Origin of the sequence: Kibdelosporangium banguiense, from assembly GCF_017876405.1 — a bacterium.
In the GTDB taxonomy this organism is placed as follows: Bacteria; Actinomycetota; Actinomycetes; order Mycobacteriales; family Pseudonocardiaceae; genus Kibdelosporangium; species Kibdelosporangium banguiense.
Window position 1 is genome coordinate 1,862,436 of sequence record NZ_JAGINW010000001.1, and the last position, 26,331, is coordinate 1,888,766.

Genomic DNA, 26,331 nt, shown 5'->3' on the forward strand with positions numbered 1-26,331 from the left:
CAAAAGCAATGACCTCATCCAAGTCACCTTCTCGGGCTGCAGCAACATTGGGGTCAACTTCTTGTGGATAGAATTAGATCAGGCGCCGAGGACCACCTCACCATGTTCAAGGTAGAGGGTCATGCCGTTCTGATGCGCCTCGTATGCGCGCGTAATTCTTCGAACTAGCCGCGGGATGACGTAGTCGGCGAGTTGTTCAAAGCTCACCCATTCCCACAAATCTAGCTCAATGCCATCGAGTCGAATCGCATGTTCGTCGGCACCGATATTGCCGCAGCTGAATACATAAAGGACCTTGTCACCCTCTTCGTTAGGCGCCCAGTCACTCACGAGTAAACGCACAGGCTTGCGATCGACTCCTATCTCTTCTAGCACTTCCCGTTGACATGCCGTCGCTGGAGATTCGCCGCGCTCGACGTATCCACCCGGGAGGTCCCAACGATTGCCGTATGTCTTTCGCACGAGTAGGACACGATCACCGTCAACGAACAACGCCCCGGCGGCCATCCGAGGCGTTGCGAAGGTCTCTGTTGGGTCACCCACGGTCCTACCCTACGACGTGCATGCGGCGGGCAAGCCGGTCTAGCTCGACACTGGGCTTACCGTGGACATTCCGAACCCAGCCGAGAACAAGCTGCCTACTGAGATAGTGGTGTCTGACCTGCTCAGGGGCAAGCTGTTCCGCGTCCAGCACGGTTGCAACAGCCGCTTCGCTTCGGCCGGCCGAGTTGTACGCTCTGGCCAAGTCGAGTAGGTGCCTGACCTGCCGCTCAGTCGGCAAGGCCGACGTGTCGAGATCTGGCCCGACATCAAGGGCAACTTGTACGTCACCAAGTTCCATCGAGGTGTTCACTCGATGAATAGCGACGTTCGTAGGCCCGAAGGCCGTCCACAGATGGTTTCCATCTCGCCCAAGCCGGTTTGCAGCGTCCTGCGCTTCCTGCAAATAGCTGCGCGTCGTCCCCCGATCCTCAGACCGAGATGCAGCCATTGAACCAGCAAGGAATAGCATTCCATAAACGGACTGCAAATTGCCATCGTCATCCACCAGATGCGGCTGCAGGTAAGCTGCACCCGCTTCGACAAGCTGCATTGCGGGTTGAAACCGGCCTGTCGCCTGCAGAGCAAAAGCAACAGATCGAAAGAGTGAACCCACTATTGCATGGTTGCCAGTCGCTTGCGCAGCTGCGAGACCGCGTTCACCAGCCATCCAAGCCAGGTCCGACTCTCCCAGCTTCGTGAGAATCGATGCCGCTGCTTGGTAGCTCATTGCCAGTAGCTCGTTGGCGCGCAGCTGGTCGTCTCCGTCGTACTGCCGTGCAGCGAGAATCGCGTCTGCGAGAAGTAACGGCGCCCGGCCGGCGGCGAACCCGAACCGCGATGCCTGGTAAGCGTCAAAGACTGCCCGCAACTCCCGCTCAAGCTCCGTCAGCGACGGCGGCTCGGCATCCGAACTCGGCACACTCAGAAGCGGCGTCAACTGCCTGTAGTCCATCAATGCAGCTCGCAGCGCTGGGACGGTCGAGGTCCCACTGTCCGGCGTCCAGTCCAAGAGCGTGGGTTCGCCGATCAAGTCTCCGAGCGACACATCCAACGCGTCTGCAAGCCGTCGGATCACAGACAGCCGGTCAAGCTCGATGCGGTTGTTCTCCGCTTTGCCCAGCCAGTCAGGGGTTCGGCCAACAAGTCCGGACAAGGCTTCCTGCGACATCCCGCGACGGCGTCGGTACCAAGCCACACGTTCGCCGATGGTGAGGTTCTCTGTCATCCCGCGCATGTGACCCACCCTCCCGCGCTCACCCGAAGGTACCCCGGAAAGTTTTTCCGGGTTGGTCGTACGTATCGGGTTGACGCTTGATCCATGAACACGAGCGACACCAGCGAACAGGGAAACCTGTTCGGACGGGCACGTACAACGGCCTCAACTCCCCGGCCCGGATGGCATCCGCCTTTCAAGCGCCACAAGCCGATCGTTGATCTCAGTCAGCAGCCGCAGCACTTCCCTGATGTCCGCAGCCTGAACGGTCACCGGTCGGTCTGGGGTGATCTCGATGTGACTCGGGTCCAGGTCCGGGTGAACAAACGAACCCGTGCCGTGTCGAGTGGTGATCAGCCCTTCTTGTTGCAGGGCACCAAAAGCGCGCTTCACCGTGCCAACAGCCACGCCCCACTCCTCTGCTGCCGCGTCATAGCTCGGAAGCTTGTCACCAGGTGCGTAGATGCCGTTCGCGATGGCAGCACGGAACCCCTCGGTTACCTGAACGTACGGGGGACTTGCGTTGTTCGGATCGAGTTTGGCCACAGCAGGGAGACTACGGCAGAGTCAGCCAGGGAGCCTACTCAGACAAGTCTGTTGACTCTCATGCCTGTCTCGGTTAACGTTGCTCGTGTCGCAGGGATCGCAGACCTCCCCCAGACAGTAGGAAGCCCCGGCGGTGCTGGAACACCGGCCGGGGCGCACATCGAAACCTTTGGAGCGGTGAACGATGCAGTTCGAGGATAACCGGGTGTACCGGGTCAAGGCAGTGGCTGAGGCCCTGGACGTTTCCCCGGCCACGATTTACCGGGCGATCGAGTCCGGTGCGCTGGACGCGTACAAGATCGGCACGGGCAAGGGCACGCTGCGTGTCCCGGGCCGGTCGGTGAACGTCTACCTGAACGACTGCGGTGAGGCTGCGTACCAGGCGTATGTGGTTAGCGGCCAGTCCCCGGCGGCGGACGACACCGTGGGGGAGGTGGCTTGAGATGACCAGCACCGTTACCTCTTATCCGTACGACGACCCCCGCCGCTACGAATCCACCACCGTCACCCGCTTGTGGGACTTCGCCCCGGCTCCGGCTGAACCTGCTCGGTTCGTGCCCGGTGACATGGTCCCTGGCACTGTGGCGGGCCAGTCGACCCAGGTGATCGCGCAGCACCGGCAGAACAACATGAGCCCGGTTGTGCTGGACATGACGGTCACGATCCCGATGTCGCTGGACGACGTGACGGCCGTGCTGTGGATTCTGTGGGACGGCTGTTGTGGTCCGCTGGAGGAGTTCACGGGCGACCCGGCCTACATGCGTCGCATGGTGCTGGAGACCTACCTGGCCGAGGGTGGTCTGCGGATCGAGGAAACCCTGTGCCGCCTGGCCAATCTCACTCCAGGGGACCGGGACTACGCCGACTGGCAGAAACTGCGCGCTGAGGTTGCCCGTGTCTACGGCACCGGCCCGGCCACCTGCATGGCGGAGGTGGCCCGATGACCACGATGATTCGGCGCCCGGCCGCCATGCCGGACGTGTTCGGCCCGTGCGCCGAGTTCGCCGGTCTGCCGGTCAGGGATCTGCGGGTGGAGTACGCAGGTTGTCAGGGCGACGACTTCGACCCGGACAACCCGCCGGTGGTCGCGGTTAAGACGTCGATTCCGTTGACCGAGACCGAGATGGCCGCCGTGCTCTACGGCGTGCTGGAATGCTCGGAGATCCCGACGATCACCCCCGAGGAGACCCGGCGGATTGTCACCGAAACCGTGGTCAACGCCGGGTGCATGCAGATCGCGGAGTACGTCTACGAGGCGTACCGGTCGCTGCGGGACGGCACCGGCAACCAGGCGCAGTGGCAGGACTGCCGGGCCCTGGTTCGTGCCTGCTTGGCCAACGTTCGCGCGGCCTGCCAGGAGGTGTGGTGATGGCGTTGCGTCGCTTCGAACTTGTGCCGTTGGCTGCCGCGTTGTACGTCAGCCCGTACCGGCTGGACGACCTGGCGCAGCTGCGCAAGCAGTGCACCGCGGACTTGCCCGGCGTTGCCGCTGAGCTGACGGTCTTGCTGGTCACCGTGTGCCGGGACGTCCCGGAGATGGCGACCACACGCAGTGTCGAGATCACCGGCGACACGATCGATCAGGCCCGGATCGATGCCTGCATCACCACCGCCGCGACCGTGGTGGACGCGGTCAACCGGACCGAGGAAACCGCGAGCGGAACGGAGGCACGTCAGTGAGCCCGACCAGTGACTACCAGGTGGCGGTCACCGTGTTCACGACCGTGGCCGCCGGGGATGCCCGTGACCAGCGGGACGCCCAGAACTGGGCCGTGATGGCGGTGGAACAGGCCTTGCACAGCGTGGCCACCGGCACCCGCCTGGGCGGTGTGGTCAGTGTGCCGTCGCGGTACCCGGCCCTGACCACCCGCCAGGTCGACGTCCATGCCGTGATGGACACCGGCACCGCCGGGATCAATGGCTACCTGACCATCAGGCCGACCGGTCGGGCCTACCCGCAACCGGGCGAGCCCGGCTGACTGGAACCGGCAGGCCTGTACGCCCATCGTGCAGGCGCAACCGGGTTCCTGAACCACCCCAGCAACCGGCCCGGCGGGTTCCGAACCGCCGACGCCCCTTGGCGTTTATGAACGCGCCCGCCGGGCCGGTCTCCCACCCCCACGACCCCTGTTCACGAATCCGGGTTTCCGCTGTTCCGGGCAGGTGTACCCCCGTTCCCTCATCACGGTGTACCCCCGTGGAACATCGCTGGTCTGCGATGCCGCGAACCCGGGTTCACCCGGGCCGGGATGCCGTTTCGGCAACGGGTTCGTGAACCCCGTCCTTCGCATCACGAGAGGCCCTTGCTGTGTCCTCCCTGAACCCCACTCTGAACCTGAACCCGCCCGGTGAACCACTGGACCTGGCAACGGTCGTTGCCGTGCTCTACGTCAGCCCGTTCACCGCCGTCGACTACCGGCAGATGCCCACAGCGGCACTGGCCGCCTACGTCACCACCGTGACCGCCGACCCACGATGCCGGGTGACCGAACTGGTGACCTTCCTGGCGGACACCCGCCGGGCCGGACTGTGCCGCGCCGAAGCCCGGCACCTGGCCGACGCCGAACGTCACGCGCCGCGCGTGCTGTCCGCACTCACGCACTGACGTTCCCGTTCCTGCCCTGTCACAAGGGAGACACATCGTGACTCACGCCAACCCCACCCCGCCCGGTGTCCGGCGGCTGTACCCGGTCCCGGTGCCAGAACCTGCGGACGGGGACACCCTGGCCACCCGCGCGGCCGACCAGGTGGCCCGTGCCCGGCTGTGGCTGCCGCCGGCCGATCCGGAGGTGTTCGACTGCTACCTCGGGCGGCTGGCCGTGCAGCTGGACCCGCACACCGAAGCGGACCCGGTCGGGGTGATGGTCTCGCTGCTGGCTGCCGCCGGGGTTCACCTCGGGCCGGGGCCACACCTGCAGCTCGGCTACGAACGACACCCGCTGTTGGTTTGGCCGCTGGTGATCGGCGAGACCGGGCGGGGAAAGAAGGGCACGGCGTACAACGCGGCGAAAGCTCTACTCTCTCAAGCTGACACCGAATTCGTGGCCAGCAATGTCCAGTCCGGACTGTCCAGCGGCGAAGGTCTGGCCGCCGTGTTCGCCAGTGACCCTGACAGTGCTGGGAAGGGTCGGGCGCGGCTGCTACCCGAGGGCGACTGTCGCCTACTCGCCTACGAGCCGGAATGGGCAGCGGTGATGGCCCGGATGAAACGCGAGGGCAACACCCTGTCCGCCACCCTGCGCGCCGCATGGGAAGGCGGCAATCTGTCCACATTGAACGTGGACGCCCGGGTAGCCCGACAGGCGCATGTGGGCATCCTCGCGCACATCACACCGAAGGAGTTCAAGGCCAAGGTGTCCGCGTCCGATATGGCCGGTGGCACCTACAACCGGTTCCTGCCGATCGCGGTTGCCCAGTCCAAATTCCTTTACATCCCAACGGTTCCCGACCCGGCCCTATTGATCGACCTGGGCGCGTCCCTGGGAGACCGGCTACGGCAAGGCGCCCGGTTCGGCCCGGTCGGGCTAAGCCAGGCCGGAACCGCGCAGTGGAGCCACATCTACCTGGAATTCTCCGACCACCCCGAGGAGGACACCAGCCAAGTCGCCGAATTCATCTCCCGGGCAGCACCGCAATGCCTGCGGATCGCGGCCATCTACGCCGCGCTCGATCGCACAGACCAGATCAGCCCGGATCACCTGACCGCCGCAGCTGCGTTGGTGCGCTACGCCATCGCGTCCGCCGCCGCCGTGCTGCAACCCAGTGACGTCCTGCGCAAGCTGGCCGCGTTCATCGCGCAAGCCGGGCCGGACGGGCGGACCCGCGAGGAAATCCGCTCAGGCTGCTTCCAGCGCAACATCACCGCCGACAAGGTGGCCGCGCTGCTGGACAAGCTCGTGACCGCCGGGCAGATCACTCGGGGCGAACGCCGGTCGCCCAGTGGCCGGGGCCGCCCGGCCGAAGTGTTCACCGCCAACCCGCCCGACCTACGCGGTTAACGCGGAAACGCGGCAAATGCCGTGACCAGGGCAAACGTGTCTGGACGGGCCCGAATTACCGCGTACCTACGCGGTAATTGCCGCCCCACCTCCAACAAAACCACAGGTCAGCGAGTTGTCGCGTTACCGCGTTTACCGCGTACCGAGAAACGAGGACACGACCACCGCCAGGCACGCGGCCACGCGCGACGCGGTAGCGACTGGCGCGCTACCGGTAGCGGCTGCGCTACCCGCCCCGCTACCCCGGTCACCAACCCTGATCAGGCCGTATATCCCCAGGTAGCGGGTAGCGGCACCACCTCCCATCCCGCAACTAGCCCTCTCAGGAGGTCATCCGCACTCACCGACCGCGCTACCGCCACCCAACGAGCCGCTACCACTGGCCAGTCACCCGACACGCAGCCGGGCAACGAGATGCCCCCGCGCCGGGCCGGGGGAGGGCATCTCATCTCTCGCAGCTGCGGAACAGCCAGGGTCTAGATCTAGACCCTTCTGCCTCTAGACCTAGAGCCCCCTCTAGACCTCAAAACCGGCAGTGACCAGGTCACTAGGGCCTAGCCCCCTCCGGTTACAGCCACACCAGTCCGGCTGTAACCGGAGGGGGGAGGCAGGGAGCCAGTCAGGGACTCGGCCGGCGGGCAGGGAGTTCTCCCTAACCCCTCCCTGGCCAGCCTCCCTGGGATGACCAGCGCAAACCACGCTCAGGGACCCAGGGAGGTAGCCGCCACAAGCCGCCGGAACCCCCCGGATTTCGGCACTTCCTGGACCCCTTGCCGGGTCCCTCCCCAACCGACCAGCGGAAGGGCACACCACCCATGCGACGCACCACCGCCATCACCCGGCCGACCACGGGGGACGTGACCACGCCGGAACCGATCCTCTTCGACGTTCCGTCCGCCGCCCGGCAACTGAGCATCAGCCGGACCACGCTCTACGAACTGCTCAAAGCCGGAGAAATCGAGTCCGTGAAAATCGGTGCGCTCCGGCGAATCTCACTGGCCGCACTTCACGCCTACACGGCACGGAAAGCCGCTGAATACCGGGCTGCATAGCCTGTCGCTCCATCCGCCATAACCACACATCGGAGATCACCACATGGGACGCAAGAAACGCCCCGAGGGCACACGTGCGCCAAACGGCGCCTCATCCATCTACTTTGGAAAGGATGGGAAATGGCACGGACGCGTCACTATGGGCGTTCGTGACAACGGCAAACCAGACCGACGCCATGTGGAACGGAAGACCGAAGCGGAGGTTATCCGGGCCGTCCGTGAGCTGGAAAAGCAGCGTGACTCCGGGAAGGTTCGCAAGGCAGGCAATGCGTGGACTGTCGAGAAGTGGCTTACGCATTGGCTGGACAACATCATTGGGCCATCGGTACGCCCGAAGACGGCTCAGCGGTACCGGACTGACATTGTCGAGTACCTGATTCCAGGCCTAGGCGCTCACCGTCTCGACAAGTTGCAGCCTGAGCACATCGAAAAGTTGTACGCGAAGCTTCGGGCACGGAAGCCGCCGCTGGCATCGTCGAGCATTTACCACGTGCACGCGACGATACGAACTTCGCTGAACGAGGCAGTGAAGCGGCGGCACATCGTTGAGAACCCCGCCCTGATTGCGAAGCCACCACAACTCGTAGAGCCGGAAATCGAGCCGCTGACGGTAGACGAGGCAAAGCGCATTCTCGCGTCAGCAGCTGCGCGCCGGAACGGCGTCCGCTTCGCTTTGGCTCTGGCTATGGGACTTCGCCAAGGTGAGGCCATCGGGTTGAAGTGGGACGATATCGCCATCGTGTGGCATCACGGTTGTGCAGAAGGAAAACCCTGCAACACCAGCCGTCCGATGGACTGCCCGGCCGGTTATGCAACCGGCACGATCACAGTCCGCCGGGCATTGCAGCGCCACACATGGCGGCATGGCTGCGATAACCCCACCGAGTGCGGCGAACGCTTCCACCGCACGGCGTGCCCAGCGAAGTGCAAGCGCCATCGGGACCGCAAGAACTGCATTCGGGACGAGAAAGGGCATCCCCGGCCGTGTGCGGAGAACTGTGCTGAGCACGCCCGGCACTGCCCGGACCGCGTAGGCGGTGGCCTGGTTGAGGTTCCCACGAAATCCCGGGCCGGACGGCGGACCGTGGCGATTCCCGGCCGTCTCGCCGAATGGCTGTTCCAGCATCGGGAGGAGCAGGCCGAAGACCGGCGGCTGGCCGCGAACCTGTGGCAGGACGGCGGTTGGGTGTTCGCTCAGCCCACCGGCAAGCCGATCGACCCACGAGCGGACTACCAGGAGTGGCGAGACCTGCTCGGCGCGGCGGACGTCCGGGCGGCACGCCTTCACGACGCGCGCCACACCACGGCAACCATGCTGCTGGTCCTCCGGACGCCCGTCCGGGCCGTCATGGAGTTGATGGGCTGGACAGCCGCGTCCATGGCAAGCCGGTACATGCACGTGCCTGACGAGATCAAAGAGGGCATCGCCGGGCAGATGGGCAACCTGCTCTGGTCACCTCCCAGCGACCAGCGGGAGCGGGGTGAGATCACGGGTTAGGTCCGAGCAACCGGGTTAGATTCCTAACTCGGCTTCCTAACTCGGCGGGTTAGGCGCCCGATCCGGGCCGTGAGCTGCACGAAGGTAGGGGGTTAGGCGGGTTAGGCCTCTGTGGACGCCTCTCCAGAGACGGCCAAAACGGCAGTCTCGCAGGGATGCCGTCGGAACTACGTCCTTAGGCTCTGCGATCCCCGCTGGTGAGGAACAGGCACTGGTTGAGCATGTTGAGCGCCCGGAGTGTCGCCATACCGACGGGGACGTGACAGTCCTGGCAGCCGTAGACGGCTGCGGTTGCCAGGACCCCCAAGAACCCCCAATATGTCCCAGCCTCCCTACGTGCTTGCTGACGCAAGCCAAGCTGCGGACAAGGCTGCCACTAATCTCGAACTATCTCGTGACGCACGTCAAGGTCATCTGCTGTCACACCGAAACGTCGAAGGTAGGCTGCATGAGATGGCCCCTTGAAAGCATCTTTGCGACGCTCGAAGAATCGTTTGTTATGCCAACTCACACCAAACCGAATCGTCATACGGTCACGGATTGTATTTTGCCATTCCCACAGCATCAATTGCTCCGGCCGCGCCCGGAGACGCTCATCGGACCAGCGTAGGAGCTTAACACATTCTCGAAGATTGGCCTCGTCGTCGAAAACAATCTCGACCGTCGTACGGGCGTACGGCACGCGGGGAGGCCCTGGAAGTTCGCTTCCCTCAAGTATCTGGGTCGGCCTAGTCTTGCCGCGTTCAAGTAGACGGTTGAGCTCTTCGTCGATTTCCAATTCCCCTAGCTCGCGCGCTACACCAAGAACATCAATGGGGTTTATCTCAACATCGTTGACATCGTCAACATCGTCGCGCATTTTAGCTACACCTCGCAATCAACCATCACGATGTTTACACGAGTGTTGCACCAGCTGCCGTCATTGTCTATGACTCGCCAAGGTTTCTCGCGAGTGGCCCCTCTCTGATTAGCGAGTGGCCCCTCCTGATCGGTGAGTGGCCCCTTCCTGATTAGCGGTAGCCTCCTGTTGGAACGTCACCGAATTCCGTTTGGGACCATTGTCGATCGCCTGGTCGAGGTTCCCACGAAGTCTCGCGCTGGTCGGCGAACAGTGGCCATTCCCGGCCGTCTCGCCGAATGGCTGTTCCAGCACCGAGAGGAACAGGCCGAAGAGCGTCGGCAGGCTGCAAACCCGTGACACGACGACGGTTGGGTGTTCACTCAGCCCACCGGCAAGCCGATCGACCCGCGAGCGGACTACCAAGAATGGCGGGACTTGCTCAGCGCAGCTGAGGTCCGGGCGGCACAGTTGCACGACGCGCGCCACACCACAGCCACCATGCTGCTGGTCCTCAGGACGCCTGTCCGGGGCCGTCATGGAGCTCATGGGCTGGACAACGGCATCTATGGCCAGCCGGTACATGCACGTGCCTGACGAGATCAAAGAGGGCATCGCGGGACAGCTGGGAAACCTGCTCTGGGTCGCCGCCTGACGACCGGAGGGATGCGGGTTAGATCGCGGGTTAGGTGCACGCGGCCGGGTTAGATTCCTAACTCGGCGGGTTAGGCGCCCAATCCGGGCCGTGAGCTGGGCAAAGTTCGCGGGTTAGGCGGGTTAGGTCCCTGTGTGCCCCGTCCGCAGAGGGGCCGAAACAGCCGTCTCTCAGGGATGCTGTCAGAGCTAACTGAGACGGGAACTGAGACGAACGCCCGGCCACTGTCCATAGTGGCCGGGCGTTTCGCCTGGTAGAGGTGGAGCCGCCTAAGGGAATCGAACCCTTGACCTACGCATTACGAGTGCGTCGCTCTAGCCGTCTGAGCTAAGGCGGCGTGACCTTGTTCAGTGTAGCGGGTGGGGTTGAGGGGTTTACGACCACCCGCATGGGTGAGGGGGTTGGGCGTCACTGGGGGGTGGGCGGGTCGTTAGGCAGTGTGATGGGAGTCGCACGGATGGGGTTTTGTATGCGCAGGTGCAGGGCTGTTGGGTGGGCGTTGCCGGTGGTGGTGGCGGTGCTGGCGCTCTGTGCTGCTCCTGCGGTGGCTCAGCCGATGACGACGCCGGTTCCGCCGCCGAAGGATCCGAATGCGCCGCCGGCTTCGGCGCCTAATGGGCCTCAGCCGTTGGGGCATGCCATTGGGGATGCCGGGACTGGGTTGTCGATGATTCGGATCCTGCCTGCTTCGGCTCCCACCAACACGATCTTGCCGGGGTACTCCGACAAGTTGCCCAGGCAGTCGGCGCTTGAGGTTGGGTTCGGGCTGGCCAGCGCTCAGGTCAACTCGGAGTCGTATCTGGCTGTCGAGCATTCGATCGCACAGGCTTCGCCGGGCGGGATCGCTGTTCAGGGGGCCAGTCCGCAGTCGCCGGGCGCTGTGGCCCAGACTGCTCCGCCGGACAATCCGCAGCCGCGGACTTTCGGGATCAATCCGCCGCAGACTCCGTTGGATGCCTTGGTGCGGGTCGGTCTGCTGAACGGGAGCGCGCAGGCGAGGTGGAGTGACACGCTGGGGCCCTGTGTGACGCCGTTGTCTGATGCGAGTACGTCGATGGCGAGCCTGTCGTTGCTCAATGCCATTCCGACTTTGCCAGGGATCACTGATCTGTCAGGCAAGCTGACCGAGTCCAAGCTGGCGCCTGATCAGGCGAAGGCCTTGACCGATCAGCTCAAGACGTTGCCTGGGCCGCTGGCTGAGCTTGGGGGTCTGCTGTCGGGGCCGGACAAGGCTGACGGCAAGGGCGCTCTGATCAGCCTGCCGAACACGTTGTCCACACGGTCCACTGTGGCGCTTGTCGATATTCCCGGGTCTGCCAACAAGGCTGTCCAGTCCACTTCGACGTTGCAGGTCGCCAGCCTGAATCTGCTGGGCGGCACGCCGTTCGCGATGTCGGTCAACGTGGTGAGTCAGCCGACGCTGCAGGTTACGTCCACTGGGGACGCCAAGACCTCGAGTGTGAAGTACACCGCGCCTGTCCTGGAGATCAAGCAGGGCGACAAGGTCCTCTACCGGCTTGATGCCGCGCACCCGACCTTCGATGTGCCGATCGGGATTCCGCTGCCGAGCCTGTCGGGCCAACTGCCGGACGGGTTGAAGAACCTGCCGTTGATCGGTGATCTGGCCAACGCCCTGCCCAAGGACTCGCCGCTGCTGCCCAAGGCCAACGAGCTGGGCCAGTTGAAGCTGGACATCGGTGTGCTGCGGGTGTCCATCGCGGGTTTGCAGCAGAAGGCCCAGGACATGACCGAACCGTTCAAGGGCCACCAGTTGGCGGCCAGTGCGCGGATGCTGGATCTGCAGGTGCTGCCCACGCAAGCGCTTGGTCTGCCGGGACTGCCTTCCGCGCTCGCGCAGGTGTCGCTCGGCGAACAGGTGGCACGGGCCGCGGCGCCGGAAGGCGGCGTCGTGTGCGGCATCGCAGGTGGTCCGCCTCAGGCCAAGCCGGTCCCGAAAGAGCCGAAGCTGGCTTACACCAGTGCGTACCAGGCCATTCCGATGTTCTGGACCGGCAGTGCCATGCTCCTGATCGGGGTTGTGCTCGTGGCCGCCATGCCGGCGCACCGGATCCGCCGGCCGCAGCGAGTGTCCGAAGAGGATCAGCCGTAGTAGAGCGTGGTCACCATCGCTTCGACGGCGATCCGTGGTTTTACGTTCAGCTCCAGGGCTTCGCGGCATTTCAGGACTGCTTCGAGGCGGCGGAGGGTTGATTCGGGGGACCAGGAGGCTGCCGCTGTGCGGGCGGAGTTGGCGTGGTCGGGGTGGTTGAGGGCGGCTTCCGAGCCGCTCCCCGTCACCAGGACGTCACGGTAGAACCCGGCGAGGTCGACCAAAGCAAGGTCGAGTGTGTCCCGCTGGGTTCGGGTGGCGCGGGACTTTTGCCTGCGCTCCAGCTCTTTCAGCGCACCGGCACTGCCGCGAGTCGCCGACGCTGTGCCTTTTCCTGTTCCACCGGCGCCCAATGCTGTCTTCAAAGCGTCGCGTTCGGCTTCGTCGCGGGACTCGCTTTGTTCGCTGGCCTCGGATTCTGCCGTCTTCACGAGTTCGCCGGCCAACGTGAACACATCGCCGGCACGCCGTAGGCCGAGCGGGATCCGCAGTACGGCGGCGCGGCGGTCGCGGGCGGACTCGTCGGTGGCGAGGCGGCGGGCGCGCCCGACATGGCCGCCACACACGGAAGCGGCCCATGTCGCGATGTCGGCAGCGATGGAATCCCGGTTCATCAACACATCCGCGATGGCCGCTGCCGGGGGGATGCGCAAAGACACGCCACGGCAACGGGATCGGATGGTCACCGAGACGTCGTCCGGGTGATCGGAAGGAGCACACAGCAGGAAGACCGTTCGCTCCGGCGGCTCTTCCACGGCCTTCAGCAACGCGTTGGCGGCGCCTTCGGTGAGGCGGTCGGCGTCCTCGATGATCACGACCTGCCAGCGGCCGTTGGTCGGGCGGCGGGCCGCGGTCTGCACCAGCGCCCGCATTTCGGCGACCGAGATCGACAGGCCCTCCGGGACGACCAGCCGGACGTCCGCGTGCGTGCCTGCCATCGTTGTGCGGCAACCAGGACACTCGCCGCACCCGGAGCCGTACTCGCACTGCAACGCGGCAGCGAACGCGCGCGCGGCGGTGGAACGACCAGAGCCAGGTGGGCCGGTGAACAGCCATGCGTGGGTCATGCCGGTCGCGGAACCGGGTCCGTCCCGGACGATCACGGCAGCCGCGTTGGCCGCGGTGGTCAGCACTTCAACGGCATCGGCTTGCCCGACCACCTGCGACCACACGGTCACTGGGCCTCCACTGGCGTCCGTTCGGTTTCGTCCAACCCCAGTTTGCGAGCCGCGATCGCGCCCCGCACGGCCATCTGGACCCGCAGCGAAGTGGCTTCGTCGTCGTCGTTCGTGTCGACCACGACGTACCGGTTCGGGTCCGAGGAGGCCATTTCCAGCAACAGGTCCTGGACCCGCCAGTGGTGGTCGTTCGACTGGTACGTGGTCGCGGGCAGGGTCGCGGGGTCACGGTCGAGCAGCACGGTCAGGTCCGGCCGCAGTTTCGCGGTCGCCCAGTCCGTGAGGCCTTCCATCTCCTCCGGGTCGAGCCCGGCCAGTGCGGACAGGTGCGCGAACGGGCTGTCCACGAACCGCTCCATCACCACGATGGCGCCGCGGTCCAACGCAGGCCGGATCTCACGCTCCACGATGTCCGCGCGCACGGCGGCCGCGACCAGCGCGTGCGCTCGCGCCCCAGTCAGCTCCGCACCGGCGAGCACAGCCCGCAGCCGACGGTCGTTCAGAGTCGGGTCGGTGGCCAGCAGGATCTCGCGGTTGCCGCTCTTGCGCAGCCAGTCCGTCAGCAACCGGGACTGTGCCGCGGTGTCCTGCGCGGTGTCGCCTTCGACCGCGATCAACATGCCTGTGGACCTGCGCGGCTTGCCACGGATGGCGGCCTTCAGATCGGCCAGGATCGTCTCCGCGCGACGGTCGTCCATCTGCCGGTAGGCGATCACACCGACCAACGCGGCGATCAGGCCCGCGCCGAACAGCACCGGCCTGGTGCCGTCGACCAGCACCGGGCTGCCGAAGATCTCCACCGTGCGCGGCCGCACCAAGCCGACGAACATCGGGACGACCATCATCGACGCTGCCAGGATGATCTTCATCAGGGACTGGTAGATCGCGTTGATCCGGCCCCGGATGGCGTCTTCCACCTGCGTACCGATGATCGTGACACCGGTCAGGAACGCGACCCCGGCGCACGCCCCGACAAACGCGACCGCCACCAGCGACACCCACAGGTGCGGCGACGCGGCCACAGGGAGCAGGCCGAGGCCGGCGAGCACGATCGAGATGCCGAACAGCCTGTTGTGCGGGATGCGCTGGGCCATCTTCGTGGCCGACGCCATGCCCGTGCCCAGACCGATGAACAGAGCCGCGAACAGCCAGCCGAACGCGGAGTCACCGCCGAGCAGGCTGGACGAGTACGGCTTGGAACTACCGACCAGCGCACCCGCCGCGGCGAACGCGCCCATCATGCCGATCAGCAGGCCGCGCACGAGCCTGGTGCTGCGGATGAACCGCAGACCGTCGCGCAGCATCGCCCACAGCCCGGTCTTCTCCTCGGACTGCTTGGCGTCGGCCTGCTTCGGCGCGGCCACGCGGATCGAGAGCTCCGGGATCCTTGTCGCCACGATGATCGCCGACACCAGGTAGAACAGGCCGTTGATCATCACGATGATGGTCGCCATGCCCATGCCGGTGTTGTCCAGCTTGACGTGGAACACCTGCGAGGAGACGCCGGTGATCAGCGCGTAGAGGCCGGCGCCGCCGATCACCGAGATGCCCCAGGTCATCACCAGGCTGAGCTGGTTGGCCGTCTCGACCTGGTCCGGGCGGCGAAGCATGTTGGGGACCGCGGCGTCCTTGGACGGGATCCACATCAGCTGGCAGCAGCCGACCAGGAAGTTGGCGATCAGCAGCCACACCGGCGTGCCCACCACTGCGATGGAGATCAGCAGGCCACCGCGCATGATGTCGCAGACGACCATCACCTTGCGGCGGTCGAATCTGTCCGCGAGCAGGCCGCCGAACGGCGCGAACAGCAGGCCCGGCAGCAGTTGGGTCAGCACGACGCCCGCGAACGCGTAGTTCTGGAAGGCGTAGTCGTTGGTGAGTTTGGTGATCAGGCCGGTCAGCGCGAGCAGCGACAACCAGTCGCCGACGCTGCAGATGAAGCTGACGCCCCACAGCCGGCGGAACGGGCGAATGGCCAGCACGCTGCGGATCCGATGGGCCAGAGACGCGTCCGAACGGACCGACGGCATCGCCTCGGTCTGGGAACTGTACTGCCCGCCCACGCTGATAAGACCCACCTCGATTCACCATCAGCGTAGCCATCCCGCTTGGACGGGGTGTCACCCGGATGCGCTAGAACAGCTTGCCGAACGTATCGGCGAGGCTGCTGACCACGTAGTACAGCAGAATGACCGTGACCAGCACGATCACGGTAACCACACTTATGCCGGTCCGCGCGCTGGCGGGTTTCTCAGGCGGTTGCCGCTCTTTCGTCGCACGTAACTTGCGCGCCATCGTTGAGGCGGTCGGCCATGGCCGCAGTAGCGGAGGCGGTTGTGGGTGGACGGTCGGCGGCTGGGACGCAGGGGGCGTTGCAGGCGGACTCTCCTCGGCCAGCGCGGCCGCGACCGCTTCCCTGATCTCGTCGGTGTCCGGCATCGCCGGTGCCGAGACCAGCGGAATCTCGTCCCAGCGACGGCCGGGCAAACTCAGGCCCGTGACCAGTCCGGCCAACGGGTCCGCCAGGAACGGCGGTGGGGCGGGGTCGTATGTGCCGTCCGCCTCGCTCCAGGGATCCTTTGCCACTCCAGGTCACCCTCCGCCGCCGAAGTACCCAGTTGGAGGGTACTTCGGCAGGGTGACGATTTTTATGACTTGGACTTCGCCCGTGACGAGGTCGCACGTGGTTTGGCGGGCGCCTTGGCCGTCGCAGCCTTCTTGACCGGCGTCTTGCGGGCCGGCTTCTTGGGAGCCGGGCCCTTGGCCCGCTTCTCCGCCAGCAACTCGGCCGCGCGCTCGTCTGTCAGAGCTTCGACGCTGTCGGACTTACGCAGGGACGCGTTGTACTCGCCGTCCGTCACGTACGGTCCGAACCGTCCGTCCTTGACCACCATGGGCTTGCCGGAGACCGGGTCGTTGCCCAGTTCCTTCAGCGGCGGGGTCGCGGCAGCGGCCGCTCGGCCACGCTTCTTGGGCTCGGAGTAGATCTTGAGCGCCTCGTCCAGGGTCACCGTGAAGATCTGGTCCTCGGTGGTGAGCGACCGCGAGTCCGTGCCCTTCTTCAGGTACGGGCCGTAACGGCCGTTCTGCGCCGTGATCTCGTCGCCGGACTGCGGATCCTTGCCGACCACGCGGGGCAGGGACAGCAGCTTGAGGGCGTCCTCGAGGGTCACATCGGACAGCGACATCGACTTGAACAGCGAGCCGGTCCGCGGCTTGACCTTCTTGTTGCCGTTCTCCTCCGGCAGGACCTCGGTCACGTACGGGCCGAAGCGGCCGTCCTTGGCCACGATCTCGTGCCCGGACGCCGGGTCGGTGCCCAGCGAGCGGCCCTCCTGTGGGGTCGAGAACAGCTCCTCGGCGATCTCCAGAGTGAGCTCGTCCGGCGGCAGGTCCTCGGGCAGGTTGGCCCGCTGGGATTCACCGTCGACCTCGCGCTCGAGGTACGGCCCGAACCGGCCGACCCGCACGACGACCTTGCGGCCTTCGGCGTCGTCGAACATCGGGATCGAGTTGACCAGCCTGGGGTCGATCTCGTCGACGCTGGTGCCGACCAGTTTCTTCAGACCACCGGCCCGGCCCACAGAACCCTCCGGGCCGACCGCGCCGCCGAAGTAGAAGCCCGACAGCCAGTCGTTGCGCTCCTGGCGGCCCGCGGCGATGCCGTCGAGCTCGTCCTCCAGCGTGGCGGTGAAGTCGTAGTCCACCAGCCGGCCGAAGTGCTGCTCCATCAGGCCGACCACGGCGAACGCGATCCACGAGGGCACCAGCGCGGCGCCCTTCTTCCACACGTAGCCGCGGGCCTGGATCGTGCTGATCGTCGGCGAGTACGTCGACGGCCGGCCGATGCCCAGCTCTTCCAGGGCCTTGATCAGGCTGGCCTCGGTGTAGCGCGGCGGCGGGTTGGTGGAGTGGCCGTCGGCGGTCAGCTCGGTCGCGGTCACCGGCTGGTCCTTGACCAGGCGCGGCAGCCTGCGCTCGGCGTCGTCCGCCTCGCCGCCCTGCTCGGAGTCGACCGTCTCGACATAGGCCTTGAGGAAGCCGGCGAACGTGATGGTCCGGCCTGACGACGAGAACGTGCATTCCTCGCCGGACGCGGCCGTGCCGACGATCCGCACGGTCATCGTGGTGCCGCGGACATCCGCCATCTGCGAGGCGATCGTGCGCTGCCAGATCAGCTCGTAGAGCCGGAACTCGTCGGACTGCAGCTCGTTGGCGACCTGGCCGGGGGTCCGGAAGACCTCACCGGCCGGGCGGATCGCCTCGTGTGCCTCCTGCGCGTTCTTGACCTTGCGCGTGTACTGGCGGGGCGTCGGGTGGACGAACTCCTTGCCGTACAGGCTCGCGGCCTGTGACCGGGCTGCCGCGATCGCTGTCTCGGACAGCGTCGTGGAGTCGGTACGCATGTAGGTGATGTAGCCGTTTTCGTACAGCCGCTGGGCCACGCGCATGGTCGTGTCAGCGGAGAAACGCAGCTTGCGGCTGGCCTCCTGCTGCAGCGTCGACGTCATGAACGGCGCGTACGGCTTGCGGGTGTACGGCTTCTCCTCGACGCTCGCGACGCGCATGTCGGCGCCGTCCAAAGCCTGCGCCAGACGGCGGGCTTCGGTCTCGTCGAGCAGGCGCACGTCAGCGCCGTTCTTGAGCTTGCCGTCCGTGCCGAAATCACGGCCCGCCGCGAGCCTGGTGCCGTCGATGGCGATCAGCCGCGAGCCGAACGTGCGCGGGTCGGTGCCTTCGCCGGCGTCCATGGTGGCGCCGATGTCCCAGTACGACGCGGACTTGAACGCCATGCGCTCACGTTCACGCTGCACCACGATGCGGGTGGCCACGGACTGCACGCGGCCTGCCGACAGCCGCGGCATGACCTTCTTCCACAGCACGGGGCTGACCTCGTAGCCGTAGAGCCGGTCCAGAATCCGGCGCGTTTCCTGGGCGTCGACCAGGTGCTGGTCGAGGTCACGCGGGTTGGCGGCGGCCTCCCGGATGGCGGGCTCGGTGATCTCGTAGAAGACCATCCGGCGCACCGGCACCTTCGGCTTGAGCGTCTCCAGCAGGTGCCATGCGATCGCTTCGCCCTCGCGGTCACCGTCTGTCGCGAGGTAGACCTCGTCGACTGTCTTGAGGGCTTCCTTGAGTTCGGTGACCGTCGACTTCTTGTCCGGCGTGACGATGTAGATCGGCTCGAAGCCGCCGTCCACGTTCACACCGAGGTTGGCCCACGTCTCGCCCTTGTACTTCGCCGGGACCTCGGCGGCCTTACGGGGCAGGTCGCGAATGTGCCCCTTGGACGACTCGACCACGAAGTTACGGCCGAGATAGGAAGCGATCTTGCGCGCCTTCGCCGGTGACTCGACGATCACCAGCCTGCGCGGTTCGGCGCCGTTGGCCGAACTGTCGCTCTTCTTCGTCCTGGTTGCTGCCACTCTCGTCCGCCCTCTGTCCCGCCTGTCCCGGATGCTCGGCTTCGAGCATCAGCCCGTCAGTGTGCACTGCCCGATGCCACGAGCTGTAGTGGAGGTGGCCCGAGGCACATCACCGGCGTTGGGTCCTGCCGGTGACCCTCTCTAACTCGCCACGACCGACCGGCTCGTTACCTGGGCACACTCTCGCCGCACGTGAGACCGGTTCCCGCAGGGTCTGCGGGCAATCCACTACTAGCACGACGACCCGTCGGAGTGCATCACCGGTAGCGACCCTACGCGCGCGAGAGAATTTCACCCATTTGGATGAATCTCAGACCGGCCAATGCGGCTCCGAGGCCGGCGTCGGGGCCCGGCCGACAAGTTCGACCAAGCGGCCTATCCGCCGTCGGCCAGTCAGTCGCAGACCGGGTCCACCAGCCCGGACGCCCAGCAACGAGGCCGGCAGGCCGATCCGCGTGACCGCCTGGACCAGCGGTTCGTGCGTTTCGGGCGCCCCGGGATCGAGGCCGAGCAGGTAGCCGTTCTCCACCCAGCGGCCGGTCGCCAGCGCCCATAACCGCAGGACGGCTCCGTCCAGCGCCAGGCCGACCGGGACCGCCTTGACCGCACCGGGCGTCCAGGCGTCGGCCAGGCCGATCAGATCCGTCCGGAACGCTGTCCGGACCTGCGGATGTTCCTCCTCGGACACACCCAGCTCAGCGTCGACGCCACGCTCGGCGAAAGCCGCTGCCAGCGCGGCTCGACGCCAGGGCTCGTCGACAGCCACGGACAGCCGGGCGGCGGCACGCGCGAAGCGCACTACCTGGCCCGGCCCGCACAGCAGCCCAGCCAGGTCGGCCACCCCTGGCTGCATCGCCTCGGCGGAGAAGAACGACATCTGCCCCACGCGTCACAGACTAGAACATATGTTCCAGTGTCGCGATAGGTCAGAAGGTGGGTTCCGTGGACTCCGGGAACCCGCTCGGCGGCGGTGTCGTCGAGCCTGGTGTGGACGAGCCGGTCGGGAACTGGTCGGAGAACGACGGCGTCGGCGGGATCGCCGACCGGCTGGCACGCACCCTGGTGATCTCCGTGCAGTTGTCCGCACTGCGTGCGGCCGCCTGTAGCTCCGGATAACGCGCGCCCATGCCCTCCAGCGGGTTCACCGGTACCCGGACACTCTCCAGGTCCCTGGCGACGTTCTGCAGGGCCGTACTGGTGGCCGTGCGATCAGCTGTGTCCACGCCGGACAGCAGGGTCCGGGACCGGTCCACGACCTCACGCAGCCGTTCGAGCTCCACGACCAGGCCCTGCGTCGCCTCGTCACCGCCGGCGACCGGCGCCGGGCCGACGTTCTTGAGCTTGTCGAGCATCTCGTTGACCCGCACGGACATCGACTGCAGCGCGTTCTTCAGCGACTGGACCGCCGCGTCCTGGCTGCTGGAGTCGATCTGGACCTTGGTGATGCCGCTGTCGTACTCGAGGATCGCGTTGCACAGCCTGTCCACCCACTCGACCGCGGCGGGCGCTGCCGACGACGTGGTCGGCGGCCCGGTACGCCGGGGTGCGGCGGCAGGCACCTCACACCCGGCGAGCACCGCTACCAGGGCGAGCACCCCGACTGCCCGCTTCACGACTGGCTTCTCCTTCGTGATCAGCCGCTGGGAATGTCCTTGCACCTCGGCGCCTTTGTCATCGCGTCCCGCAGTTCGGCGGTGTCGTTGTCCTTGAACGGGTCGACCATCTTGGCGGTCTCGTCACCCAGGCTCTGCATCACCTGGCCGGCCGCGTCCTGGTCACCCGCCTTCATCTTCGCGCCCGCGTCGCGCAGCGCCTGCTGCGACTTGCCGTACGCCTCGATGATCTTGCCTTTGACGTCGTCGCCGCCCTTGACCGGAGACGGCTCCAACTGCTTGAGCCGGTCGACCGTGCCACCGAGGCCGCCTGCCAGGTCGTCGAGGAACTGGCCGAGCTTGGTCTGCATCTGGGCCTGGTCGGTGGCCGTGGCCAGATCGCCCATCCGCCCGGCGAGCGACTTGGTGAAGTCGCTGATCGGCGCGCAGAGGTTGTCCACCCACTTCACCGGATCGCCGTTGCTCGGCGCCGGAGGTGGTGGGGGCGGTGTCGTGCCGCCACTGCCGCCGGCCGGTCCCGACCCCCGCGAACCCGGGCTGGAACCACCGGAAGGCGTGCCCTGGTTGGCGTTCTGCGGCTGCCCGCTGTCACTGCTACTGCAGCCGGCGAGCGTCAGCGTCGCCCCGAGGGCAGCGGCCGCGATGAATGTCAGGCGACGGCTCATGAACTCTCCTGGCCTCTGGCGGGCACGTCAGCGCCGAACCTACCCGCGCCTGGGTTTGGGCAAAGTGAGGGCCACCCCTCCAAAGGAAGGGTGGCCCTCGACTTCTCAGGCCGGCGGTCAGGCGTTGTTGACCTGCTCCACCGGGTTGTCGGCGATCGCGTTGCCGCGACGCTTCGAGATGATCACAGCGGCCGCGACGATGGCCACGGCCACCAGCGCGATCACGATCCGCAGCACGTCGGACTCGTTGGCACCGACCGAGAAGGTCACAACAGCCGGGGCGACAAGCACCGACACCAGGTTCATCACCTTGATGAGCGGGTTGATGGCCGGGCCGGCGGTGTCCTTGAACGGGTCACCGACGGTGTCACCGATGACGGTGGCCTCGTGCGCCGACGAGCCCTTACCGCCGTGGTTGCCGTCCTCGACGAGCTTCTTGGCGTTGTCCCAGGCACCACCGGAGTTGGCCAGGAACACCGCCATCAGCGTGCCGGTGGCGATGGCGCCACCGAGGTAGCCGGCGAGCGACTCGACACCGAGACCGAAGCCGACGGCGATCGGCGCGAACACGGCCAGCAGACCCGGCGTCATCAGCTCACGCAGCGAGTCACGCGTGCAGATGTCCACAACGCGGCCGTACTCCGGACGGACCGAACCGTCCATGATTCCGGGGTTGTCGTGGAACTGGCGACGCACCTCGTACACAACCGCACCCGCAGCACGGGACACGGCGTTGACGGCCAGACCGGAGAACATGAACACGACGGCCGCACCGATCAGCACACCCACGAGGGTGTTCGGGCTGACCAGGTTCGCACCGAAGTTGGTCAGCACGCCCGTCGCGTCAGCCGTCGCATCGCGAATCGCCTCGCTGTAGGAACCGAACAGCGCAGTCGCGGCGAGCACGGCGGTCGCGATCGCGATGCCCTTGGTGATCGCCTTGGTGGTGTTGCCGACCGCGTCCAACTCGGTCAGGATCTGCGCGCCGTCACCGGTCACGTCGCCGGACATCTCCGCGATGCCCTGCGCGTTGTCGCTCACCGGGCCGAACGTGTCCATCGCGACGATGACGCCGACCGTGGTCAGCAGACCACAACCGGCCAGCGCGATCGCGAACAACGCGACAGTGACGTCACCGGACAACAGGAACGCACCGTAGACAGCACCACCGATGACCAGCGCGGTGTACACGGCGGACTCGAAGCCGACCGAGATACCGGACAGGATCACCGTGGCGGCACCGGTTTCCGAGGTCTCACCGACGTGCTTGACCGGCTTGTGCTCGGTACCGGTGTAGTAGCCGGTCAGCCAGAGGATGATGCCGGCCAGCGCGATACCGATGATCACCGCGATGGCGGCGATCAGGCCGGGGTTGCCGGCCAGCGCGATGTTCTTGGCACCTTCCAGACCCGCGAACGAGGTCGGCAGGAACGCGAACGCGGCGACCGTGCACAGCACCAACGAGATCAGCGCGGAGATGTAGAAGGAGCGGTTGATCGCGCTCAGGCCGTTCTCGCCCGGCCGGGCCTTGGTGATGAACACGCCGATCACGGCCGTGATGACACCGATGGCCGGCACGATCAGCGGGAACAGCAGGCCCTGCGTGCCGAACGCGGCACTGCCCAGGATCAGCGCGGCGACCAGGGTCACGGCGTAGGACTCGAAGAGGTCCGCGGCCATACCCGCGCAGTCACCGACGTTGTCGCCCACGTTGTCGGCGATCGTCGCCGCGTTGCGGGGGTCGTCCTCGGGAATGCCCTGCTCGACCTTGCCGACCAGGTCGGCACCCACGTCAGCGGCCTTGGTGAAGATACCGCCGCCGACACGCATGAACATCGCGATCAGCGCGGCGCCGAAACCGAAGCCCTCCAGCACCTTCGGTGCCTCGCCGGCGTACACCAGCACCACGATGGAAGCGCCGAACAAGCCCAGACCGACCGTGGCCATACCGACCACACCGCCGGTACGGAAAGCGATCCGCGTCGCCTTCTCACGGCCACCCTCATCGTTGGCCGCCGCGGCGACCCGCAGGTTCGCCTGAGTGGACAGCCACATGCCGAGATAGCCGATGGCGAACGAGAACACCGCGCCCGCCAGGAAGAAGATGGAGCGGCCGATCCGTTCGTTCACTGTGTCCGCGGGTAGCGCGAACAGCAGCAGGAACACCAGGACGCCGAAAATCGTCAGGGTGTTGCGCTGGCGTTTGAGATAGGCCGCCGCGCCCTCTTGTACCGCCTTGGCGATGTCCTGCATCTTCGCGGTGCCCTGGCCCGCGGCCAGCACCTCCTTGAGCAGTACATAACCGACGGCAAGAGCGGCGAGGGCGACCACGGCGACGACGACGACAACGCCGTAGTCACCACCGGAGAGCGATGCCTCCGCGAGGTGGTACTGCCCGGACATCCATGTCCTCCTGTGACATCTGCCGATTTCTCCCGTCCGCTGAACAAACCCGACGGGACGTGCTCGCCACCACGAATGGTGGGACGTCGGCGGAGTCTATGTGTAGTGGACAACTCGTTCGTGAGGCGTCCCCGGCCGTGCACGTTCCGTTATCTTTGTGGAATCGATCTCGGGATCGATCAAGACCAGGCCCGGCCGGAGTGTCGCAGCGGTGTGCTTAGCTCGAAGGCGTGGGTGACGGGCGAATCGAGCGCGGGCGGCAGTTGCTTTCCCGTGTGCTCGCCGGGGTTCCGGCTGATGAGAACCCGTTGACCCACGCGGAGGACCTGCCCGAACGCGTGGCACGGCACGCGGAGTGGCCGTCCTGGGCCCCGCCGGAAGTGGTGTCGGCGTTCCAGGCCAGAGGTCTGGGAAAGCCGTGGGAGCACCAGATCGAAGCGGCCGAACATGTCCGCAATGGCCGTCATGTCGTGCTTTCCACCGGTACCGCGTCGGGAAAGTCACTGGCTTACCAGTTGCCAGTGCTGTCCTCGTTCGCCGCCGACCGCCGGTGCACGGCGTTGTACCTGGCGCCCACCAAAGCCCTTGGCGCCGACCAGTTGCGTGCCGTGCGAGAGCTCGACCTGCCTGATGTGCGGGCCGCGAGCTTCGACGGGGACACACCGATGGAGGAACGCGACTGGGTCCGCGCGCACGCACGCTGGATCTTCACCAATCCGGACATGATCCACCGCGGGATACTTCCCGCGCACGCCCGCTGGTCTCAGTTCTTCCGGCGGCTGCGATACATAGTCGTCGACGAGGCGCACGCGTACCGAGGCGTGTTCGGTTCGCATGTCGCACTGTTACTCCGGCGTCTGCGCCGAGTCGCCCGGCATTACGGTGCCGAGCCGGTGATCATTGCGGCATCCGCAACAGTGTCCGATCCGGCGAACTCGGCCACCCGGCTTTCCGGTGTGGAGTGCGTGGCCGTGACGGAGGACGCCTCGCCACGCGGCGCCCGCACTGTCGCGCTGTGGGAACCGCCCTTGCTGGAGGACCTTTCCGGCGAGAACGGCGCTCCGGTCCGGCGGTCCGCAGGTGCCGAGACCGCACGGATTCTCACTGACCTTGTCGTGGAGGGTGCCCGGACGCTCGCGTTTGTCCGGTCCCGCCGAGGAGCCGAGCTGACCGCGTTGTCCGCACGTCACGCACTGTCTCAAGTGGACAGTGAACTGGCCGGACGGGTGGCCGCCTACCGGGCCGGGTTCCTGCCGGAGGAACGGCGTGCGCTGGAGAAATCGCTGGCGTCCGGCGAGTTGCTGGGCGTGGCCAGCACCAACGCGCTCGAACTCGGCGTGGACATCGCCGGGCTGGACGCGGTCGTCGTCGCCGGGTACCCAGGCACGCTGGCGTCGTTCTGGCAGCAGGCCGGGCGCGCGGGGCGCGCAGGTGACGGCGCGCTTGTCGTGTTCGTCGCTCGCGACGACCCACTTGACACCTATCTAGTACACAACCCGTCGGCGATGCTGCACCGGCCGATCGAGGCGACAGTCCTGGATCCACTCAATCCCTATGTGCTCGGCCCGCACCTGGCCTGCGCGGCGGCAGAGATTCCGCTCACCGAAAAGGATCTCGGGCCGTTCGGCGACACAGTGGCCCGCGAGGTTCTCGACAACCTGGTCGCGGGCGGTGTGCTGCGCAAACGACCGGCGGGCTGGTACTGGACCTCGCGCGACCGGCCGCACTCGTCGGTGGACATCCGGGGTTCGGGCGGCGAGCAGGTCATGGTGGTGGAGGCCGACACCGGCCGGATGCTGGGCACCGTCGATCCCGGATCAGCCTGCGCCACAGTGCATCCGGGGGCCGTCTACCTGCATCAGGGCACGTCCTATGTGGTTGACGACCTCGACCTGGAGTCCGGGCTGGCACTCGTGCACGCGGAGGATCCGGAGTGGACCACGCAGCCCCGCGACGTCGTGGACATCTCGGTCCTGAAGACCGTGACCAGGCAGAACCACGGCGAGGTGAACGTCTGCCTCGGCGATGTCGCGGTCACCTCCCAGGTGGTCGGCTACCTGCGGCGGCTGCCGTCCGGTGAGGTGCTCGACCAGGTTCCGTTGGACCTGCCGGAACACACTCTGGAGACCCGCGCGGTCTGGTACACCATCAGCGAGGACCTGCTGCGCTCCGCCGGACTCGACCGCCCGCAGGTGGCAGGCGCACTGCATGCCGCCGAGCACGCGGCGATCGGCTTGCTGCCCCTGCTGGCCACATGCGATCGCTGGGACATCGGCGGAGTCTCGACCGCGATGCATCCGGACACAGGCGAAGCCACAGTGTTCGTACACGACGGACATCCAGGCGGCGCCGGGTTCGCCGACCGTGGCTTCCACTCGCTTGCCGCCTGGCTCACCGCAACCCGGGCCGCGATCGCATCCTGCGAATGCCCATCCGGCTGCCCGTCCTGCGTGCAGTCCCCCAAGTGCGGCAACGGCAACGAACCACTGGACAAAGCCGGTGCATTGCGAGTGCTGACCATCGTTCTCGACGCGATCGGCTGACGTCCCACAACCGTATATATGGCAATACGCAGGGGATGCCGGTTCCGTAC

24 protein-coding genes, 1 tRNA gene and 1 pseudogene are annotated in these 26,331 nt (G+C 66.2%); 13 read left to right on the forward strand and 13 right to left on the reverse strand.

The annotated features are described in order from the left end of the window. Window positions 1-78 precede the first annotated feature (78 nt). The 3 genes from JOF56_RS08825 to JOF56_RS08835 form a co-directional block, all read right to left on the reverse strand. The gene (locus JOF56_RS08825; protein ID WP_245379258.1) at window positions 79-507 is read right to left on the reverse strand and encodes an NUDIX domain-containing protein; all 429 of its coding nucleotides are present in this window, start codon (window positions 505-507) and stop codon (window positions 79-81) included. Window positions 508-547: 40 nt separating this feature from the next. After that, window positions 548-1,777: a helix-turn-helix domain-containing protein gene (locus JOF56_RS08830; RefSeq protein WP_209636255.1), complete on the reverse strand. Its 1,230-nt coding sequence runs from the start codon at window positions 1,775-1,777 to the stop codon at window positions 548-550. Between the two features lie 144 nt (window positions 1,778-1,921). Then, window positions 1,922-2,302 (reverse strand): GntR family transcriptional regulator, encoded by a 381-nt coding sequence (locus tag JOF56_RS08835; RefSeq protein WP_209636257.1) that lies wholly within the window; start codon window positions 2,300-2,302, stop codon window positions 1,922-1,924. Window positions 2,303-2,486: 184 nt separating this feature from the next. Between JOF56_RS08835 and JOF56_RS08840 the strand changes: the two genes are divergently transcribed. The 10 genes and pseudogenes from JOF56_RS08840 to JOF56_RS57780 all read left to right on the forward strand — a co-directional run bounded on the left by JOF56_RS08840 (window position 2,487) and on the right by JOF56_RS57780 (window position 8,850). Next, window positions 2,487-2,744 (forward strand): helix-turn-helix domain-containing protein, encoded by a 258-nt coding sequence (locus JOF56_RS08840; RefSeq protein WP_209636259.1) that lies wholly within the window; start codon window positions 2,487-2,489, stop codon window positions 2,742-2,744. 1 nt (window position 2,745) lies between these two features. Continuing rightward, complete coding sequence (locus JOF56_RS08845; RefSeq protein ID WP_209636261.1) at window positions 2,746-3,246, forward strand: hypothetical protein; 501 nt, start codon at window positions 2,746-2,748, stop codon at window positions 3,244-3,246. Beyond that, window positions 3,243-3,671, forward strand: a complete 429-nt coding sequence (locus JOF56_RS08850; protein WP_209636263.1) for a hypothetical protein — start codon at window positions 3,243-3,245, stop codon at window positions 3,669-3,671. The genes JOF56_RS08845 and JOF56_RS08850 overlap by 4 nt, the downstream gene beginning before the upstream one ends. Then, complete coding sequence (locus tag JOF56_RS08855) at window positions 3,671-3,982, forward strand: hypothetical protein (protein ID WP_209636265.1); 312 nt, start codon at window positions 3,671-3,673, stop codon at window positions 3,980-3,982. The genes JOF56_RS08850 and JOF56_RS08855 overlap by 1 nt, the downstream gene beginning before the upstream one ends. Beyond that, window positions 3,979-4,281: a hypothetical protein gene (locus JOF56_RS08860; protein WP_209636267.1), complete on the forward strand. Its 303-nt coding sequence runs from the start codon at window positions 3,979-3,981 to the stop codon at window positions 4,279-4,281. Before JOF56_RS08855 ends, JOF56_RS08860 begins: the two co-directional genes overlap by 4 nt. Before the next feature lie 329 nt (window positions 4,282-4,610). Continuing rightward, window positions 4,611-4,907, forward strand: coding sequence for a hypothetical protein (locus JOF56_RS08865; protein WP_209636269.1), 297 nt, complete (start codon window positions 4,611-4,613; stop codon window positions 4,905-4,907). Window positions 4,908-4,944: 37 nt separating this feature from the next. Continuing rightward, a complete protein-coding gene (locus JOF56_RS08870) occupies window positions 4,945-6,300 on the forward strand; it encodes a DUF3987 domain-containing protein (protein WP_307854990.1) in 1,356 nt (451 codons plus the stop codon). An 815-nt stretch (window positions 6,301-7,115) separates the two neighbouring features. After that, window positions 7,116-7,352, forward strand: a complete 237-nt coding sequence (locus JOF56_RS08875) for a helix-turn-helix domain-containing protein (RefSeq protein ID WP_209636270.1) — start codon at window positions 7,116-7,118, stop codon at window positions 7,350-7,352. 139 nt (window positions 7,353-7,491) lie between these two features. Then, window positions 7,492-7,788, forward strand: a pseudogene (locus tag JOF56_RS57775) (tyrosine-type recombinase/integrase); the annotation flags it as partial. A 249-nt stretch (window positions 7,789-8,037) separates the two neighbouring features. Next, window positions 8,038-8,850, forward strand: coding sequence for a tyrosine-type recombinase/integrase (locus JOF56_RS57780; RefSeq protein WP_245379260.1), 813 nt, complete (start codon window positions 8,038-8,040; stop codon window positions 8,848-8,850). A gap of 376 nt (window positions 8,851-9,226) precedes the next feature. Here the strand turns inward: JOF56_RS57780 and JOF56_RS08885 are convergent, their stop codons facing one another. Continuing rightward, window positions 9,227-9,709, reverse strand: a complete 483-nt coding sequence (locus JOF56_RS08885) for a hypothetical protein (RefSeq protein ID WP_209636274.1) — start codon at window positions 9,707-9,709, stop codon at window positions 9,227-9,229. A gap of 354 nt (window positions 9,710-10,063) precedes the next feature. Between JOF56_RS08885 and JOF56_RS08890 the strand changes: the two genes are divergently transcribed. Further along, a complete protein-coding gene (locus tag JOF56_RS08890; RefSeq protein ID WP_245378203.1) occupies window positions 10,064-10,285 on the forward strand; it encodes a hypothetical protein in 222 nt (73 codons plus the stop codon). A 318-nt stretch (window positions 10,286-10,603) separates the two neighbouring features. On the opposite strand, the gene JOF56_RS08895 is transcribed toward JOF56_RS08890, so the two are convergent. Then, window positions 10,604-10,680: transfer RNA gene (locus JOF56_RS08895), tRNA-Thr, on the reverse strand. A 132-nt stretch (window positions 10,681-10,812) separates the two neighbouring features. Between JOF56_RS08895 and JOF56_RS08900 the strand changes: the two genes are divergently transcribed. Then, window positions 10,813-12,453, forward strand: coding sequence for a hypothetical protein (locus JOF56_RS08900; RefSeq protein ID WP_245378204.1), 1,641 nt, complete (start codon window positions 10,813-10,815; stop codon window positions 12,451-12,453). Here JOF56_RS08900 and JOF56_RS08905 read toward each other — a convergent pair. The 8 genes from JOF56_RS08905 to JOF56_RS08940 form a co-directional block, all read right to left on the reverse strand. Beyond that, window positions 12,444-13,631 (reverse strand): DNA polymerase III subunit delta', encoded by a 1,188-nt coding sequence (locus JOF56_RS08905; RefSeq protein ID WP_209636276.1) that lies wholly within the window; start codon window positions 13,629-13,631, stop codon window positions 12,444-12,446. The genes JOF56_RS08900 and JOF56_RS08905 overlap by 10 nt on opposite strands. Next, window positions 13,628-15,709 carry a bifunctional MFS transporter/dTMP kinase gene (locus JOF56_RS08910; protein ID WP_372447849.1) on the reverse strand — a complete coding sequence of 694 codons (2,082 nt, stop codon included), beginning with the start codon at window positions 15,707-15,709 and terminating at the stop codon, window positions 13,628-13,630. The genes JOF56_RS08905 and JOF56_RS08910 overlap by 4 nt, the downstream gene beginning before the upstream one ends. A 55-nt stretch (window positions 15,710-15,764) precedes the next feature. Further along, a complete protein-coding gene (locus JOF56_RS08915; RefSeq protein ID WP_209636278.1) occupies window positions 15,765-16,217 on the reverse strand; it encodes a hypothetical protein in 453 nt (150 codons plus the stop codon). A 62-nt stretch (window positions 16,218-16,279) separates the two neighbouring features. Beyond that, complete coding sequence (gene topA, locus JOF56_RS08920) at window positions 16,280-19,057, reverse strand: type I DNA topoisomerase (RefSeq protein WP_209636279.1); 2,778 nt, start codon at window positions 19,055-19,057, stop codon at window positions 16,280-16,282. A 310-nt stretch (window positions 19,058-19,367) separates the two neighbouring features. Continuing rightward, a complete protein-coding gene (locus JOF56_RS08925) occupies window positions 19,368-19,934 on the reverse strand; it encodes a hypothetical protein (protein WP_245379263.1) in 567 nt (188 codons plus the stop codon). Window positions 19,935-19,983: 49 nt separating this feature from the next. After that, complete coding sequence (locus JOF56_RS08930) at window positions 19,984-20,670, reverse strand: hypothetical protein (RefSeq protein ID WP_209636283.1); 687 nt, start codon at window positions 20,668-20,670, stop codon at window positions 19,984-19,986. Between the two features lie 20 nt (window positions 20,671-20,690). After that, window positions 20,691-21,335, reverse strand: a complete 645-nt coding sequence (locus JOF56_RS08935) for a hypothetical protein (RefSeq protein WP_209636285.1) — start codon at window positions 21,333-21,335, stop codon at window positions 20,691-20,693. Window positions 21,336-21,452: 117 nt separating this feature from the next. Further along, complete coding sequence (locus tag JOF56_RS08940; RefSeq protein WP_209636287.1) at window positions 21,453-23,738, reverse strand: sodium-translocating pyrophosphatase; 2,286 nt, start codon at window positions 23,736-23,738, stop codon at window positions 21,453-21,455. 230 nt (window positions 23,739-23,968) lie between these two features. On the opposite strand from JOF56_RS08940, the gene sftH reads away from it, so the two are divergent. Then, entirely contained in the window at window positions 23,969-26,281 is a 2,313-nt protein-coding gene (sftH, locus tag JOF56_RS08945; RefSeq protein WP_307854991.1) for a DEAD/DEAH box helicase, read from the forward strand. The last annotated feature ends 50 nt before the right edge of the window (window positions 26,282-26,331 follow it).

Bases quoted from the DNA above. Each gene is read 5' to 3' on its own strand.
- JOF56_RS08825 (WP_245379258.1), bottom strand. From the start codon at position 507: ATGGCCGCCGGGGCGTTGTTCGTTGACGGTGATCGTGTCCTACTCGTG.
- JOF56_RS08830 (WP_209636255.1), bottom strand. From the start codon at position 1,777: ATGCGCGGGATGACAGAGAACCTCACCATCGGCGAACGTGTGGCTTGG.
- JOF56_RS08840 (WP_209636259.1), top strand. From the start codon at position 2,487: ATGCAGTTCGAGGATAACCGGGTGTACCGGGTCAAGGCAGTGGCTGAG.
- JOF56_RS08845 (WP_209636261.1), top strand. From the start codon at position 2,746: ATGACCAGCACCGTTACCTCTTATCCGTACGACGACCCCCGCCGCTAC.
- JOF56_RS08850 (WP_209636263.1), top strand. From the start codon at position 3,243: ATGACCACGATGATTCGGCGCCCGGCCGCCATGCCGGACGTGTTCGGC.
- JOF56_RS08855 (WP_209636265.1), top strand. From the start codon at position 3,671: ATGGCGTTGCGTCGCTTCGAACTTGTGCCGTTGGCTGCCGCGTTGTAC.
- JOF56_RS08875 (WP_209636270.1), top strand. From the start codon at position 7,116: ATGCGACGCACCACCGCCATCACCCGGCCGACCACGGGGGACGTGACC.
- JOF56_RS57780 (WP_245379260.1), top strand. From the start codon at position 8,038: ATGGGACTTCGCCAAGGTGAGGCCATCGGGTTGAAGTGGGACGATATC.
- JOF56_RS08885 (WP_209636274.1), bottom strand. From the start codon at position 9,709: ATGCGCGACGATGTTGACGATGTCAACGATGTTGAGATAAACCCCATT.
- JOF56_RS08900 (WP_245378204.1), top strand. From the start codon at position 10,813: ATGCGCAGGTGCAGGGCTGTTGGGTGGGCGTTGCCGGTGGTGGTGGCG.
- JOF56_RS08925 (WP_245379263.1), bottom strand. From the start codon at position 19,934: ATGTCGTTCTTCTCCGCCGAGGCGATGCAGCCAGGGGTGGCCGACCTG.
- JOF56_RS08935 (WP_209636285.1), bottom strand. From the start codon at position 21,335: ATGAGCCGTCGCCTGACATTCATCGCGGCCGCTGCCCTCGGGGCGACG.
- JOF56_RS08940 (WP_209636287.1), bottom strand. From the start codon at position 23,738: ATGTCCGGGCAGTACCACCTCGCGGAGGCATCGCTCTCCGGTGGTGAC.